This is a genomic window from Streptococcus parasanguinis (assembly GCF_016648855.1).
In the GTDB taxonomy this organism is placed as follows: Bacteria; Bacillota; Bacilli; order Lactobacillales; family Streptococcaceae; genus Streptococcus; species Streptococcus parasanguinis_L.
Genome location: NZ_JACLQU010000019.1, coordinates 1 through 15,527, shown reverse-complemented (window position 1 = coordinate 15,527; position 15,527 = coordinate 1). Strand labels below are relative to the sequence as shown.

General features: G+C 40.5%; 13 protein-coding genes. 12 read left to right on the top strand and 1 reads right to left on the bottom strand.

Annotated features, from left to right (window positions below):
- Positions 1-134: 134 nt before the first annotated feature.
- The 7 genes from mecA to sufB all read left to right on the top strand — a co-directional run bounded on the left by mecA (position 135) and on the right by sufB (position 7,362).
- On the top strand, positions 135-872 hold the full coding sequence (mecA, locus tag H7T92_RS09970; protein WP_003004768.1) for an adaptor protein MecA: 738 nt from the start codon (positions 135-137) through the stop codon (positions 870-872).
- Entirely contained in the window at positions 869-2,026 is a 1,158-nt protein-coding gene (locus H7T92_RS09965; RefSeq protein ID WP_023919310.1) for a glycosyltransferase family 4 protein, read from the top strand. The genes mecA and H7T92_RS09965 overlap by 4 nt, the downstream gene beginning before the upstream one ends.
- A gap of 134 nt (positions 2,027-2,160) precedes the next feature.
- The gene (sufC, locus tag H7T92_RS09960; protein WP_003004238.1) at positions 2,161-2,931 is read left to right on the top strand and encodes a Fe-S cluster assembly ATPase SufC; all 771 of its coding nucleotides are present in this window, start codon (positions 2,161-2,163) and stop codon (positions 2,929-2,931) included.
- A gap of 66 nt (positions 2,932-2,997) precedes the next feature.
- Positions 2,998-4,260, top strand: a complete 1,263-nt coding sequence (gene sufD, locus H7T92_RS09955; protein ID WP_201037690.1) for a Fe-S cluster assembly protein SufD — start codon at positions 2,998-3,000, stop codon at positions 4,258-4,260.
- Positions 4,261-4,269: 9 nt separating this feature from the next.
- Positions 4,270-5,496, top strand: a complete 1,227-nt coding sequence (locus H7T92_RS09950) for a cysteine desulfurase (protein ID WP_201037689.1) — start codon at positions 4,270-4,272, stop codon at positions 5,494-5,496.
- Complete coding sequence (gene sufU, locus H7T92_RS09945; RefSeq protein WP_201037688.1) at positions 5,483-5,917, top strand: Fe-S cluster assembly sulfur transfer protein SufU; 435 nt, start codon at positions 5,483-5,485, stop codon at positions 5,915-5,917. The genes H7T92_RS09950 and sufU overlap by 14 nt, the downstream gene beginning before the upstream one ends.
- A 32-nt stretch (positions 5,918-5,949) precedes the next feature.
- Entirely contained in the window at positions 5,950-7,362 is a 1,413-nt protein-coding gene (gene sufB, locus H7T92_RS09940) for a Fe-S cluster assembly protein SufB (protein WP_003010279.1), read from the top strand.
- Positions 7,363-7,418: 56 nt separating this feature from the next.
- Here the strand turns inward: sufB and H7T92_RS09935 are convergent, their stop codons facing one another.
- Complete coding sequence (locus H7T92_RS09935) at positions 7,419-8,660, bottom strand: serine hydrolase (RefSeq protein WP_201037687.1); 1,242 nt, start codon at positions 8,658-8,660, stop codon at positions 7,419-7,421.
- A 205-nt stretch (positions 8,661-8,865) separates the two neighbouring features.
- Between H7T92_RS09935 and H7T92_RS09930 the strand changes: the two genes are divergently transcribed.
- From H7T92_RS09930 to H7T92_RS09910, 5 genes are all read left to right on the top strand, one after another.
- Entirely contained in the window at positions 8,866-10,851 is a 1,986-nt protein-coding gene (locus H7T92_RS09930) for a peptide ABC transporter substrate-binding protein (RefSeq protein WP_201037686.1), read from the top strand.
- 73 nt (positions 10,852-10,924) lie between these two features.
- Positions 10,925-12,424, top strand: a complete 1,500-nt coding sequence (locus H7T92_RS09925) for an ABC transporter permease (RefSeq protein WP_023919303.1) — start codon at positions 10,925-10,927, stop codon at positions 12,422-12,424.
- Positions 12,424-13,350 carry an oligopeptide ABC transporter permease OppC gene (gene oppC / locus H7T92_RS09920; RefSeq protein WP_201037685.1) on the top strand — a complete coding sequence of 309 codons (927 nt, stop codon included), beginning with the start codon at positions 12,424-12,426 and terminating at the stop codon, positions 13,348-13,350. Before H7T92_RS09925 ends, oppC begins: the two co-directional genes overlap by 1 nt.
- 11 nt (positions 13,351-13,361) lie before the next feature.
- Complete coding sequence (locus H7T92_RS09915; protein ID WP_003010293.1) at positions 13,362-14,429, top strand: ABC transporter ATP-binding protein; 1,068 nt, start codon at positions 13,362-13,364, stop codon at positions 14,427-14,429.
- A gap of 10 nt (positions 14,430-14,439) precedes the next feature.
- Positions 14,440-15,366: an ATP-binding cassette domain-containing protein gene (locus H7T92_RS09910; protein ID WP_003010296.1), complete on the top strand. Its 927-nt coding sequence runs from the start codon at positions 14,440-14,442 to the stop codon at positions 15,364-15,366.
- Positions 15,367-15,527 lie beyond the last annotated feature (161 nt).

The window sequence follows — 15,527 nt, the reverse complement described above, 5'->3', positions numbered from 1 at the left end:
AGAACGGTTGAACTCGATCAAATTATTTTTCGAGGTTGGAGACTTTTGTCCCGACCTCTTTTCTATGCATCCTTTTTTTGAATTCTATCCAATTTTTTAGTATAATAGTAAGACTAGAAGTATGAGGTTATGCTATGAAGATGAAGCAAATTAGTGATTCAACAATTAAGATCACGATCCAACTAGAAGACTTAGAAGAACGTGGGATGGAAATTGCTGATTTCCTTGTCCCACAAGAAAAAACAGAAGAATTTTTCTACGCCATTTTGGATGAGCTCGAAATGCCTGAAAGCTTCCTGGATAGTGGGATGTTGAGTTTTCGTGTGACACCAAAACCAGATAAATTAGATGTTTTTGTTACCAAATCAAAAATTGACCAACAATTGGATTTTGAGGATTTATCAGATCTTCCTGATATGGAAGAGTTGTCGCGCATGACGCCAGATGAATTTATCAAAACCTTGGAAAAAACAATCTCTGATAAGACAAAAGGGGATGCAGAAGCTATCCACCATTTGGAACAAGAAGAGTTGCGGGACAATCAAGAACAAGATCCTACATCTGAAGCACCAGTAAGTCAGTATATTTATTACATTTTGCGTTTTTCAAATATCCAGCAAGCAGTTGCCTTTTCAAAAACGGTCAGCTTTCCAGTGGATACCTCTGAATTATACAAAATGGGATCTGATTATTATTTAACTGTCTTGATCGATACAGAGGATCAACCAAATCAATATCCAACCTGGTTACTTGCTATCATTCGGGAGTATGCGGATGATTCAGAAGTGACACGGGCCGTTCTGCAGGAACATGGTCATTTATTAATGGTGTCTGGTGCGATTGAGAATTTGAAGAAAGTTGCTAGCTTATGATGTCCTTTTCCTTGCAATTTGTTCTGGTGCTGATTGGAACTTTTATGATTGCCTTGGTATTGACGCCCTTGGTTCGCCTATTCTCCTTTAAGATTGATGCCGTAGATTATCCGAATGCGCGTCGGATCAATACCAAGCCCATGCCAAGCGCGGGTGGACTGTCTATTGTGATTGCTTTTTCAATTGCGACTCTTGTGTTTATTCCTATGCTGACATCCACTACCGCACCAATCAAAAGTTACTTGTCCTATACCTTGCCGGTCGTAGGAGCGGGATGGATTATCGCTCTTACAGGCTTGATCGATGATGTAAAAGAGTTGTCAGCCAAGAAAAAGATGATCGGTATCCTGCTGGCAGCGAGTCTAGTCTGGTTTTTGACAGATTTTCGGCTGAATGATTTCAAGATTCCATTTGGTGGTCCCTTACTTCATTTTGAACCATGGCTATCTTATCTTTTGACAGTGATTTGGATTGTTGCCATTACCAATGCGGTCAATCTGATTGATGGATTAGATGGCTTGGTGAGTGGGGTCTCTATTATTTCCCTAGTGACAATGGGGATTGTGTCCTATTTCTTTCTACCAGTACCCAATCTCTTTCTGACCATGACGATCTTTGTATTGGTTGCGTCCATCGCTGGTTTCTTTCCCTTTAACTACCATCCGGCCATTCTCTATTTGGGAGACACCGGAGCCTTGTTTATCGGATTTATGATTTCTGTCTTGTCCTTGCAAGGCTTGAAAAATGCAACGGCAGTTGCGGTAGTTACGCCCATGATTATCCTCGGAGTGCCGATTACAGATACCTTTTTAGCCATTATCCGTCGGACCCTGTCTGGTCAAAAATTTTATAAACCGGATCGCAATCACTTGCACCACCGACTTCTTTCTCTGGGCTTGACACATCGGGGAACTGTACTTGTGATCTATGGAATTTCGATGATTTTCTCCTTGATTTCTCTCTTGCTCAACATCTCGAGTCGCATTGGGGGCGTCCTACTAGTGATCGGGCTCTTGTTTGGAGTAGAGTTGTTAGCAGAATTGATTGGGGTATTGGGGCCACATCATAGTCCTTTGTTAAATGTTCTGCGCTATATAGGGAATTCTTCCTACCGGGAGGAAGTTCGTCAAAAACGAAAAGAAAAAACTAAATAAGAATAGTTCTAATCAAAAGAAAAGCCATTTAGGCTTTTTTTTGATATACTTGAAAGGTAAAAAAATACTTTGTGATGAAGGGATCTTTGCTTTGAGAACCTTCTAGACTTCAAAGTAAAAAGAAAGGGAATGCAATGTCGACATTAGAAATTAAAGACCTTCACGTTGAAATTGAAGGCAAAGAAATTTTAAAAGGTGTAAACCTGACCCTAAAAACTGGTGAGATCGCAGCCATCATGGGACCAAACGGAACAGGGAAATCTACTCTGTCAGCTGCCATTATGGGAAATCCGAATTATGAAGTAACCAAAGGGGAGATTCTGTTTGATGGTGTCAACATCTTGGAATTGGAAGTAGATGAACGTGCACGGATGGGCTTGTTCCTTGCCATGCAATACCCTTCAGAAATCCCAGGAATTACCAATGCAGAATTTTTACGTGCAGCCATGAATGCTGGTAAAGAAGAGGACGAGAAGATCTCTATTCGTGATTTCATCAAAAAATTGGATGAAAAGATGGAACTGCTCAACATGAAAGAAGAAATGGCAGAACGCTATTTGAACGAAGGGTTCTCAGGTGGTGAGAAAAAGCGCAATGAAATCCTTCAATTGTTGATGTTGGAGCCAACATTTGCCCTTTTGGACGAAATTGACTCTGGTTTGGATATCGATGCTCTTAAAGTCGTATCTAAAGGGGTTAATGCAATGCGAGGTGAAGGTTTTGGAGCTATGATCATCACCCACTACCAACGTCTGTTGAACTATATTACTCCTGACGTCGTTCATGTGATGATGGAAGGCCGTGTCGTGCTTTCAGGTGGACCGGAATTGGCTGCACGCTTGGAACGTGAAGGCTATGCTCAACTCGCAGAAGAACTCGGTTACGACTATAAAGAAGAACTATAACCTGATGACAAGTGATCTAATGTTGTCATAAAATCAAACAGATAGTATCTTTATTAGGAGAAAAAAATGAGTATTGAAAATATTACCCTCTTTTCGGAACTGCATGCTGAGCCAAGCTGGCTGCAAGATTTACGAAAAAAAGCTTTTGACAAGATCGATCAGTTGGAATTGCCAGCCATTGAACGCGTCAAATTCCACCGCTGGAATCTTGGGGATGGAACGATCACAGAAAGCGAGGCTTCTGCCAATGTTCCCGATTTTACAGCCCTCGATTCAAACTTAAAATTGGTCCAAGTTGGAACCCAAACTGTATTTGAACAGGTGCCACAAGCCTTGGCAGACCAAGGAGTCTTATTCACAGATTTCCATTCTGCCTTAGAAGAGATTCCACAGGTGGTGGAAGACTACTTCATGTCTTCAGTCAAATATGATGATGACAAGCTAGCAGCTTACCACACAGCTTATTTTAATAGTGGGGCTGTCCTTTATATTCCAGACAATGTCGAAATTTCAGAACCAATCGAAGGTATTTTCTACCAGGATAGTGATAGTGATGTACCTTTTAATAAACACATTTTGATTATTGCAGGCAAAAACAGCAAGTTTAGCTATTTGGAACGCCTAGAATCAAAAGGTGATGGCACAGCAAAAGCAACTGCTAATGTGACGGTTGAAGTGATCGCCCGCTCAGATGCTCAAGTGAAATTTGCCGCGATTGACCGCCTGGGTGAAAATGTCACAGCCTACATCAGTCGCCGTGGGAAACTAGGACAGGATGCCAGCATTGATTGGGCCATCGGTGTCATGAATGAAGGCAATGTTGTTGCAGACTTTGACAGTGACTTGGTTGGAAATGGAAGTCACGCTGATTTGAAGGTCGTTGCCTTATCAAGTGGTCGTCAGGTGCAAGGGATTGACACGCGCGTGACCAACTTTGGTTGTAACTCAATCGGAAATATCCTGCAACACGGTGTCATTCTTGAAAAAGGAACCTTGACCTTCAATGGAATCGGTCATATTATCAAGGGTGCTAAAGGAGCAGATGCCCAGCAAGAAAGTCGTGTCTTGATGTTATCGGATCAAGCGCGTTCAGATGCTAACCCAATCCTCTTGATTGATGAAAATGACGTTACAGCAGGTCATGCAGCATCGATCGGTCAAGTGGATCCAGAAGATATGTATTACCTCATGAGTCGTGGTCTGGATCAACACACGGCAGAACGCTTAGTGGTGCGTGGTTTCTTGGGATCTGTTATTGTTGAAATCCCAGTTAAAGAAGTACGTGATGAAATGATTGCCACCATCGAAGAAAAGTTATCTCAACGCTAAGGAGAAACAATGCTAGATAAAAATACGATTGCTCAAGATTTTCCCATTCTCGATCAATTCGTCCACGATGAGCCTTTGGTTTATCTAGATAATGCTGCGACGACGCAAAAACCTAAAAGTGTTCTCGAAGCAGTCAATCACTATTATTTGCAAGATAATGCCAATGTCCACCGTGGAGTTCATACCTTGGCTGAACGAGCGACAGCAGCTTATGAGGCAGCGCGTGAGAAAGTCAGAAAATTTATCAATGCTTCATCAACCAAGGAAGTGCTCTTTACAAGAGGGACAACGACGGGACTCAACTGGGTAGCACGCTATGCAGAAGAAGTCCTAAAAGAAGGGGACGAAGTCCTGATTTCCGTCATGGAACATCACTCCAACATCATCCCTTGGCAGCAAGCCTGCAAGAAAACAGGAGCAAAACTGGTCTATGTCTATTTAAAAGATGGCTTACTGGATATGCAGGACTTAAAGAGCAAGCTTAGTGAGAAGACAAAATTTGTCTCCATTACCCATGCTTCCAATGTCTTAGGGGTGGTCAATCCGATCAAGGAAATTGCTCAATTAGCTCATGAAGTTAGAGCGATGATGGTCGTAGATGGGGCTCAATCAACCCCTCATATGGCTATTGATGTACAAGACTTAGATGCGGATTTCTTTGCTTTTTCTGGCCATAAGATGGCTGCACCAACAGGGATTGGTGTCCTCTATGGGAAGGAAGAAATCTTAGAGCAAATGTCTCCGATCGAGTTTGGGGGCGAGATGATTGACTTTGTCTACGAGCAATCTGCCTCTTGGAAGGAATTGCCTTGGAAATTTGAAGCTGGAACACCTAATATGGCTGGTGCAATTGGTCTTGGTGCAGCGATCGATTACTTAGAGGGGTTGGGAATGGACCAAATAGAAGCGCATGAGCATGAATTGATTGCCTATGTGTTTCCAAAATTACAGGCTATCGAAGGTTTGACGATCTATGGTTCCCAAGACTTAGCCCAACGTTCTGGCGTCATTTCCTTTAATCTCGGAGATCTCCATCCGCATGATTTGGCAACAGCTCTAGATTACGAAGGGATTGCCGTTCGTGCAGGTCACCACTGTGCACAACCGCTCCTTCAATACCTGCAAGTCCCAGCGACAACGAGAGCAAGTTTTTATATTTACAACACTAAAGCGGACTGTGATAAATTAATTGAGGCATTGGTAAAAGCAAAGGAGTTTTTCAATGGCACTTTCTAAATTAGATTCGCTGTACATGGCGGTCGTAGCTGATCATTCAAAACACCCCCACCACCAAGGACAGATTGAAGATGTTGATCAGATCCAACTCAACAATCCAACTTGTGGAGATGTGATCCAGTTAAGTGTAAAATTTGATGAAAATGATAGGGTCCAAGATATTGCCTTTGTCAATTCAGGCTGTACCATTTCAACAGCTTCGGCTAGTATGATGACAGATGCTGTAATGGGAAAAACAAAAGAGAAAGTTGAAGAATTAGCACAGGTCTTTTCAGAAATGGTCCAAGGTCAATCAGATCCTCGTCAAGAGGAACTGGGTGACGCAGCCTTCTTATCAGGAGTCTCTAAATTCCCACAACGGATTAAATGTGCGACCCTCTCCTGGAATGCTCTTAAAAAAGCGATCGAACGTAGCAATTAATTAGAAGAAGAAACAGAGAAAGAAAGGAAATTATGGCTGAAGAAAGAGTCGAACCGAAACCAATTGATCTCGGTGAATATAAATTTGGATTTCACGATGACGTTCAACCTATTCTCTCTACCGGAAAAGGACTGAATGAAGCGGTTATTCGTGAATTGTCTGCAGCAAAAAATGAACCAGAATGGATGTTAGAATTCCGTTTGAAATCTTTTGAAACCTTCAAAAAGATGCCTATGCAAACCTGGGGTGCAGATCTATCAGAGATTGACTTTGATGATTTGATCTATTATCAAAAACCTTCAGATAAACCTGCCCGTTCATGGGATGAAGTTCCAGAGAAAATCAAGGAAACCTTTGAGAGAATCGGGATTCCAGAAGCCGAACGTGCCTACCTAGCGGGGGCTTCTGCCCAGTATGAATCAGAAGTGGTTTACCACAATATGAAAGAAGAGTTTGAAAAGTTGGGGATTATCTTCACCGATACGGATTCTGCCCTAAAAGAATATCCAGACCTTTTCAAACAGTATTTTGCGAAGTTAGTACCACCAACGGACAACAAATTGGCTGCCCTCAACTCAGCGGTCTGGTCTGGTGGGACCTTCATTTATGTACCAAAAGGCGTAAAAGTAGACGTCCCCCTTCAAACATACTTCCGTATCAACAACGAAAATACTGGTCAGTTTGAACGCACTTTGATTATCGTGGACGAGGGAGCAAGTGTTCACTATGTAGAAGGATGTACAGCACCGACTTACTCAAGCAATAGCCTCCATGCAGCGATTGTTGAGATCTTTGCCTTGGATGGTGCTTATATGCGCTACACGACTATCCAAAACTGGTCTGACAATGTCTATAACTTGGTCACCAAGCGGGCCAAAGCCCAAAAAGATGCTACAGTTGAGTGGATCGATGGAAACCTAGGTGCGAAGACAACCATGAAGTACCCATCTGTTTATCTAGATGGAGAAGGAGCGCGCGGGACCATGTTGTCCATTGCCTTTGCGAATGCAGGTCAACACCAAGATACAGGTGCCAAGATGATCCACAATGCACCTCACACTAGCTCGTCTATCGTATCTAAATCCATCGCGAAAGGTGGCGGAAAGGTAGACTACCGTGGACAAGTTACCTTTAACAAAAATTCCAAGAAATCAGTTTCTCACATCGAGTGTGACACCATTATCATGGATGATTTATCTGCATCAGATACGATTCCATTTAATGAAATCCACAACTCACAAGTTGCTTTGGAGCACGAAGCCAAGGTTTCAAAAATCTCAGAAGAACAACTGTATTATTTGATGAGTCGTGGTTTGTCTGAATCAGAAGCGACAGAAATGATTGTCATGGGATTTGTAGAGCCCTTTACAAAAGAACTTCCAATGGAATATGCCGTTGAGTTAAACCGACTCATTAGCTACGAAATGGAAGGATCTGTAGGATAATTCATTTTCATCAATCAAAAATCACAATGGATTTGACTCCATTGTGATTTTTTTGCTTATAATTTTTCGTTGACATAACGGACGAATTCATTCCACCAAACTTTTAAGAAGAAGCTTTTCTCAATGGTTCTTCCTGCTACCATATCGACCGTTGGCTCTTGATCTTCTAAGTAGCCACGTCCGATTTTATCTGGATCAGTGTAGTGTAATTTTCCAAGATTAGTGCCTGATTTGACAGGTGCTCGGAATGATTCTTGGTCACTCTTGAATTGAATTTTTGGTTCCGCTTGACTACCTTGTTTTTCGACGATATAGAAGTCTTTTTTTGCAACAGCTAAAACAGTATCTGACTTCCCATCCATGATAGTTGCCTTACTTTTTCCGTAGGGATCTCCTTCTTTGACGACAATGGAAGAAACAAAGGTCCGTACCACGTAGTTCATCAGAGAAGAAGTAGCCACAAAACGTGCATACGGATCACCGTCAACTGCCTCCACTCCTAGGACAACAGTGATCATATGGATGCCATTTTGCGTTGTTGATGCAGCAAAGGTGATGCCACCTTTGGTAGAGTTGCTGACCCGTAGGCCATCAACTCCAGAATGGTAATTCGGCATGCCTTCTAGCATCAGGTTGGGGTTTTCAATCTGCGTGTTTGAAAAAAGAGCAGTGGGTTTTGAAGTATATTTGGTCACTTCAGGAAAATCCTGGAGTAAGTGCTTGGCAATAACAGCAATATCATAAGCACTCAATTGATTTTCATCCTCTTTCCCTTCAGGATCTCCACTGATGGTTTGTGTATTTAAGCCTGTCGCGTTGATCAAGTGGGGAGATTTAATGCCCCAGGTAGACAATTTTTGCTTCATCATTTCAACGAAGCTTTTCTCAGAGCCACCCACTTTCTCAGCTAAGGCCAAGGCAGCAGTGCTAGAATTTCCAACTAAAAGAGCAGTCAATAACTGTTCAACTGTATATTGGTTTGCCTCCATAGGAAGAGTACCAGCACCTTCGATATCATTTAAGGCCAGAGCTTTCTCAGACAGTTTGATAGGATCTTTTAGAGAAAGTTTTTTTTCATGAATAGCTTCGAAAATCAGATAAGTGGTCAAGAGTGTAGATAGTCCCCCCACATCTCGCTTTTTCTCTGAATCCTTTTCATATAAAATTTTACCTGTATCAGCTTCAACAGCAATAGCACTTTGAGCAGGAAGTTCTAGCTCATCTGCCAGAACTACTTGATAAGGTAAACTGCATAACAGCAGGATGAAGGTTAAAAAAGAAAGAAAGAATTTTTTCACAGTTGTTTCCTCGTTGCTTAGTCCTCTCTATTGTATCATACAAATGATTAATGGAAAATCGTAAAATCATCAATTAGGCTAAAAAATCAGTCATAGCAAGGCTTTTGGATGGTGTTGAAGCGAATATTCAGAAAATTTAGTTTACTTTTTTTTTTAGTTGTGATATAATCTTAAACAAATCTAAAAAAACTATTGGAGAATTCCTATGAAAAAAGGTAAAGTATTCGCAGTTGCCGGAGTAACACTCCTTGCAGCTGGATTGTTGGCTGCATGTTCTGGTTCAAATACTAGTAAAGCAAGCTCAGGTGAAGACAAAAACTATGGTTATGTCTACACAGATGATCCTCAAACTTTGGACTACACTGTATCTTCTAAAGCTGCTACACATGATATCACTACAAATGTCGTAGATGGTTTGATGGCAAATGACAAGTATGGAAATCTTGTGCCATCACTTGCAGAAGATTGGTCTGTTTCAAAAGATGGTTTGACTTATACCTACAAGATTCGTAAGGGTGTTAAATGGTACGATGCAGATGGTGAAGAACATGGTGAAGTGACTGCCAAAGACTTCGTAACTGGTTTGAAACACGCTGCTGATAAAAAATCTGAAACCCTTTCACTTGTTCAAGGTTCTGTCAAAGGCTTGGATGATTATGTACAAGGAAAAACTACAGACTTTAGCCAAGTTGGTGTCAAAGCTGTTGATGATTACACACTTCAATATACATTGAACAAACCTGAAACCTTCTGGAACTCTAAAACAACAAACGGAATCTTGTTCCCAATTAGCACAGAGTTCTTGAAGAGTAAGGGAGATGATTTTGGTCAACCAAACGATGTGAAATCAATCCTTGCAAACGGACCTTTCCTTCTTAAATCAATCACTTCAAAATCATCTGTTGTATTTGAAAAGAATGACAACTACTGGGATAAGAAAAACGTTCACCTTAAAGAAGTGAAACTCACTTATTATGATGGATCAGACCAAGATTCATTGGCGCGTGGTTTCTCTGATGGTGCTTATACAGCTGCTCGTCTTTTCCCGGCAAGTTCAAACTTTGCAACTGTATCTAAAAAATACAAAGACAACATCTATAATACACCGGCTGGTTCAGGGGTAGCGGTTCTTGGTTTCAACATTGACCGTCAATCATACAAACACACTGCTAAGAAATCAGATGCTGAAAAGACTGCAACTAAGAAAGCAATCTTGAACAAAGATTTCCGTCAAGCTATCACTTTTGCCTTGAACCGTGAAAACTACTCAGCGCAAGTAAATAGTAAAGCATTTGCTAAACCAGCTATCCGTAATACCTACACAGCTCCAGCCTTTGTGCAAGTGAATGGAAAAGACTTTGGAGATGTGGTTGCAGATAAATTGAGTACATATGGTGATCAATGGAAAGGTGTCAACCTTGCAGATGGTCAAGACGGTCTTTACAACAAAGACAAAGCAAAAGCACAACTTGAAAAAGCAAAAGCTGAACTTCAAAAAGATGGCGTTCAATTCCCAATTCATATTGACGTACCAGTAGCACAAAACTCTACAAACTTTGTTTCACGGATGCAATCATTGAAACAAACAGTGGAAGATACTCTTGGTAAAGACAATGTTGTCCTTGACCTTCAAATGATGGACCAAGACGAGGTGTTGAACATCACATTGAATGTTCCATCAGCTGCAGATGCAGATTGGGATCTTCAAGGATTGGTCGGATGGAACCCAGACTACGATGATCCATCAACTTACCTTGATACTCTTCAACCATCATCAGAAGACCAAACAAAAGTCTACCTTGGTTTTGCAGGTGGTGTAGATAATGCTTCAGCCAAAGCAGTTGGCTTGGATGAGTATGCGAAACTTCTTGCAGATGCTAATAGCGAATCACTTGATGTAGCTAAACGTTACGAAAAATATGCTGCTGCTCAAGCTTGGTTGAGTGACAGTGCCTTGGTAATCCCAACAATGTCAAGCACAGGCGCAGCAACAGTTGTTTCTAAAGTGGTTCCATTCTCTGGCCCATCAGCTCAAACAGGTAACAAAGGATCAGCTTACTTCAAATATGTAGAAGTTCAGGATGAACCTGTTACTAAGAAACAATACGAACAAGCACGTGAAAAATGGCAAAAAGAAAAAGCTGAGTCAAACAAAAAAGCTCAACAAGATCTTGAAAAACACGTTAAATAATTAAATTATTGCTTTTCATTAGAACTTTCTCTTCTAGGGGAGAAAGTTCTTTTGGACATTAAAGGAATGAAATATGAAAAAATATGTTTTTATGCGTATTTTGCGTTCGTTAGTGTCGATCTTTCTCGTCACGACATTAACCTACATGATTATCTATACGCTAACACCGAGAAATCTCATCTTTAAAAATGACCCTAACTACAATAAAGTAGCGAAGACAAAAGATTCGAAGATCAACTACGAAAATACAGTCTATGATCGCATGGGTTATTTGGAATACATGGATTCAAAGAGCTTGCAACAAAAAGCAAGTAAAGAAGATTCTTCTGTAACAGTTGATGCGACTACTGCTAATGAAAAGATCTATAAAGAATACATTAACAAATTAGGTCATGGTTGGCAGTTGAAACGTTTCCCAGAAAGTAAGTCTTTCTATGCAGTGCGTGAAATTCCAGTTTTTGAACGTGTCGTCAGCTTCTATGCGAATTTGATTCAATTTGATCATCCAGGTTGGGTGAAAGATGCTTCAAATCCAAACCTCAAACGCTATATCCGCATTGAAAATGATCCGTCTATTGGATGGTCTGTAGTGGGTTCTGGAACGAAACATAAATATCTTTTGTACTTCAACGGTCAATTCCCATATGTACACCAAAACTTTGTGACCTTAAACCTAGGAAATTCATATCCAACATATTCAAATACCCCAGTTCTTCAAGTTATTACCCAAGGACAAGGAACGACTAAGAAGAGTGAAGTGAACTTCCCAACAGGTAAGAAAACATCATCAATTGATATCTACTCACGTACCTACAAATCACCAAGTAAGGCAGATTCACAAGATATCAGTCGATTTGGTAAAGGGGATGCGTATACAGCAACTTTGAGCAACTATGAGAATCCATCCATGATTGCATCTTCTTCAATCATTGGTTTGATTGGTATTGCAATTTCTTATTTGATTGCGATCCCATTAGGATCTTACATGGCTCTGTTCAAGAACTCATGGTTTGATAGCATCTCAACAGCTGCTTTGACATTTATGATGTCTCTCCCAACCATTGCTTCGGTCTACATTGTCCGTTTAGCAGGTTCATTCTTTGGGCTTCCAGACTCATTCCCAGTTCTTGGAGCACAGGATTGGCGTTCATATGTATTGCCGTCCCTGATTCTTGGTTTATTGAGTGCACCATTTAACGCCGTTTGGATTCGTCGTTACATGATTGATATCCATTCACAAGATTTCGTCCGTTTTGCTCGTTCAAAAGGATTATCAGAACGTGAGATTTCAAAAAAACACATCTTCAAAAATGCGATGGTTCCATTGGTATCTGGTATCCCGACATCTATTATTGGAGTTATCTCAGGTGCGACACTTACTGAAACAGTCTTCGCTTTCCCAGGTATGGGTAAAATGTTGATTGACTCTATTAAAGCATCAAACAACACCATGGTTATCGGACTTGTCTTCATCTTCACATCGCTTGGTATCTTTGCTGCCATGTTAGGTGATATCTTGATGACGGTACTTGACCCACGGATTAAATTAACGAATACGAAAGGAGGCAAATAATGGCTACAATCGATAAAAATAAATTTCAGTTTGTAAAACGCGATGACTTTGCCTCTGAAGTAATCGATGCTCCAGCATATTCATACTGGAAATCTGTATTCAGACAATTCTTTAAGAAAAGAACCACGATCATTATGCTTGCTGTTTTGATTGGGATTCTCTTGATGAGTTTTATCTACCCTATGTTTTCAAATTTTGATTACAATGATGTTAGTAAGGTCAATGACTTTACTGCTCGTTTGAATCCACCAAGTGGGAAAGCACTATTTGGTACAGATAACAACGGTAAATCCCTCTTTGATGGAGTTTGGTTTGGTGCTCGAAATTCTATTATCATTTCCTTTATCGCAACTGTTATTAACGTGGTGGTCGGAGTCATCGTTGGTGGAATTTGGGGAATCTCAAAATCCATCGACCGTATCATGATGGAAGTTTATAACGTTATTTCAAACATTCCATTTATGTTGATCGTTATCGTCTTGACTTACTCAATGGGATCTGGTTTCTGGAACTTGATTCTTGCCATGTCCTTAACAGGATGGATCGGAATTGCCTACATGATTCGTGTTCAAATCATGCGTTACCGTGATTTGGAGTACAACTTGGCCAGTCGAACATTAGGAACGCCAACTTTGAAAATTGTTACGAAAAATATTTTACCTCAATTGGTATCTGTAATCGTGACCCAAACATCACAAATGTTACCAAGTTTTATTTCTTACGAAGCTTTCCTTTCCTTCTTCGGACTTGGTCTTCCAATTACAGTTCCAAGTTTGGGACGGTTGATTTCTGACTATTCTCAAAACGTAACTACAAATGCCTACCTATTCTGGATTCCGCTTACCGTTTTGATTTTAGTATCCTTGTCATTCTTTATCGTCGGACAAAACTTGGCCGATGCCAGCGACCCACGTACACATAGATAGGAGGAGTAGATATGACATCAAATAACAATATTATTTTATCTGCTCAAGATATCGTAGTGGAATTTGACGTGCGCGATCGCGTATTGACAGCTATTCGTGGCGTATCGCTTGAGCTAGAAGAAGGTGAAGTTCTTGCCTTAGTTGGTGAGTCAGGTTCAGGGAAATCAGTTTTGACAAAAACGTTCACCGGAATGTTAGAAGATAACGGCCGTATTGCTCAAGGTTCGATTAAATACCGTGGTCAAGAATTGACAGATTTGAAATCGAATAAAGATTGGGAAAATATTCGTGGATCTAAGATCGCTACAATTTTCCAAGACCCAATGACAAGTTTGGACCCAATCAACACAATTGGTTCACAAATTACAGAAGTCATTATCAAACACCAAGGGAAAACAGCTAAAGAAGCCAAAGAAATGGCTTTGGACTATATGGAGAAAGTTGGAATTCCAGATGCTGAACGTCGTTTTGATGAGTATCCATTCCAATATTCAGGTGGGATGCGTCAACGGATCGTTATTGCCATCGCCTTGGCCTGCCGTCCAGATATTTTAATCTGTGACGAACCAACAACAGCCCTTGACGTAACCATTCAAGCGCAAATCATTGATTTGTTGAAATCCCTTCAAAAAGAATACCAATTTACAGTTATCTTTATCACCCACGACTTAGGTGTGGTTGCAAGTATTGCAGATAAAGTAGCCGTTATGTATGCTGGAGAAATTGTTGAGTTTGGTAAAGTAGAAGAAATTTTCTACGATCCAAAACATCCCTACACATGGAGCTTGCTTTCAAGCTTGCCTCAATTGTCAACCTCAGATGGTGATCTTTACTCTATTCCAGGAACTCCGCCTTCATTGTATGCTCCGATTAAAGGAGATGCTTTTGCACTTCGTTCAGACTATGCGATGCAGATTGATTTTGAAGAAGAGGCACCTGCTTTCAAAGTAACCGATACTCACTGGGCTAAGACATGGTTGCTCCATCCAGATGCACCAACAGTTCATAAACCAGAAGTAATCGAAAACCTTCACGAAAAGATTGGCTCAAAAATGGGCTTCACTCACATTACAGAATAGGAGGAAGGAAATGACTGAAAAATTAGTTGAAATTAAAGATTTAGAAATTTCCTTCGGTGAAGGAAGTAAAAAATTCGTTGCTGTAAAGAACGCCAACTTTTTCATTAATAAGGGAGAAACTTTCTCTCTTGTTGGTGAATCAGGAAGTGGGAAGACAACAATTGGACGTGCGATCATCGGTCTGAATGATACAAGTGCTGGAGAAATTATTTATGACGGTCGCAAGATCAACGGAAAAAACTCTCATAGTGAAAAATCAGAGTTGATCCGTAAAATTCAAATGATCTTCCAAGACCCAGCAGCAAGTTTGAATGAACGTGCTACAGTTGATTATATTATCTCCGAAGGTTTGATCAACCACCATTTGTTTAACAGCGAAGAAGAACGTCAGGAAAAAGTAAAAAATATTATGCATGAAGTTGGGCTTCTAGCAGAACATTTGACACGTTATCCTCACGAATTCTCAGGTGGTCAACGTCAACGGATCGGTATTGCCCGTGCTCTTGTCATGGAACCAGAATTTGTCATTGCGGATGAACCAATCTCAGCCCTTGACGTTTCAGTACGTGCACAGGTCTTGAACCTTTTGAAAAAATTCCAAAGAGAATTAGGCTTGACCTATCTCTTTATCGCCCATGACTTGTCAGTTGTGCGCTTCATTTCTGACCGTATTGCAGTTATCTATAAAGGGGTTATTGTAGAAGTAGCAGAAACTGAAGAGCTATTTAATCACCCAATCCATCCATACACCCAATCCCTACTTTCAGCAGTCCCAATTCCAGATCCAATTCTAGAACGTAAAAAAGTTCTAAAAATCTACGATCCAGAACAACATGATTACTCTGAAGATAAACCACAAATGGTTGAAATTAAACCAGGTCATTATGTATGGGCTAACAAAGCTGAAGAAAACAAATACAGACAAGAATATAAATAGAGAGGATTCCCTCTCTATTTTTTTATTTCAAAAAAACTTTCAAAAAAATAAATTTTTTTGAGAAAAAGTGTTGACAGTAAGGTAAGGTCATGATATACTAATATAGTTGTCGCGCGAGAGCGACAAAGACCTTTGAAAACTGAACAAGACGAACCAATGTG

Bases quoted from the DNA above. Each gene is read 5' to 3' on its own strand.
- sufU (WP_201037688.1), top strand. From the start codon at position 5,483: ATGGCACTTTCTAAATTAGATTCGCTGTACATGGCGGTCGTAGCTGAT.
- H7T92_RS09965 (WP_023919310.1), top strand. From the start codon at position 869: ATGATGTCCTTTTCCTTGCAATTTGTTCTGGTGCTGATTGGAACTTTT.
- H7T92_RS09950 (WP_201037689.1), top strand. From the start codon at position 4,270: ATGCTAGATAAAAATACGATTGCTCAAGATTTTCCCATTCTCGATCAA.
- H7T92_RS09910 (WP_003010296.1), top strand. From the start codon at position 14,440: ATGACTGAAAAATTAGTTGAAATTAAAGATTTAGAAATTTCCTTCGGT.
- oppC (WP_201037685.1), top strand. From the start codon at position 12,424: ATGGCTACAATCGATAAAAATAAATTTCAGTTTGTAAAACGCGATGAC.
- H7T92_RS09915 (WP_003010293.1), top strand. From the start codon at position 13,362: ATGACATCAAATAACAATATTATTTTATCTGCTCAAGATATCGTAGTG.
- H7T92_RS09930 (WP_201037686.1), top strand. From the start codon at position 8,866: ATGAAAAAAGGTAAAGTATTCGCAGTTGCCGGAGTAACACTCCTTGCA.
- sufB (WP_003010279.1), top strand. From the start codon at position 5,950: ATGGCTGAAGAAAGAGTCGAACCGAAACCAATTGATCTCGGTGAATAT.
- sufD (WP_201037690.1), top strand. From the start codon at position 2,998: ATGAGTATTGAAAATATTACCCTCTTTTCGGAACTGCATGCTGAGCCA.
- H7T92_RS09925 (WP_023919303.1), top strand. From the start codon at position 10,925: ATGAAAAAATATGTTTTTATGCGTATTTTGCGTTCGTTAGTGTCGATC.
- sufC (WP_003004238.1), top strand. From the start codon at position 2,161: ATGTCGACATTAGAAATTAAAGACCTTCACGTTGAAATTGAAGGCAAA.
- mecA (WP_003004768.1), top strand. From the start codon at position 135: ATGAAGATGAAGCAAATTAGTGATTCAACAATTAAGATCACGATCCAA.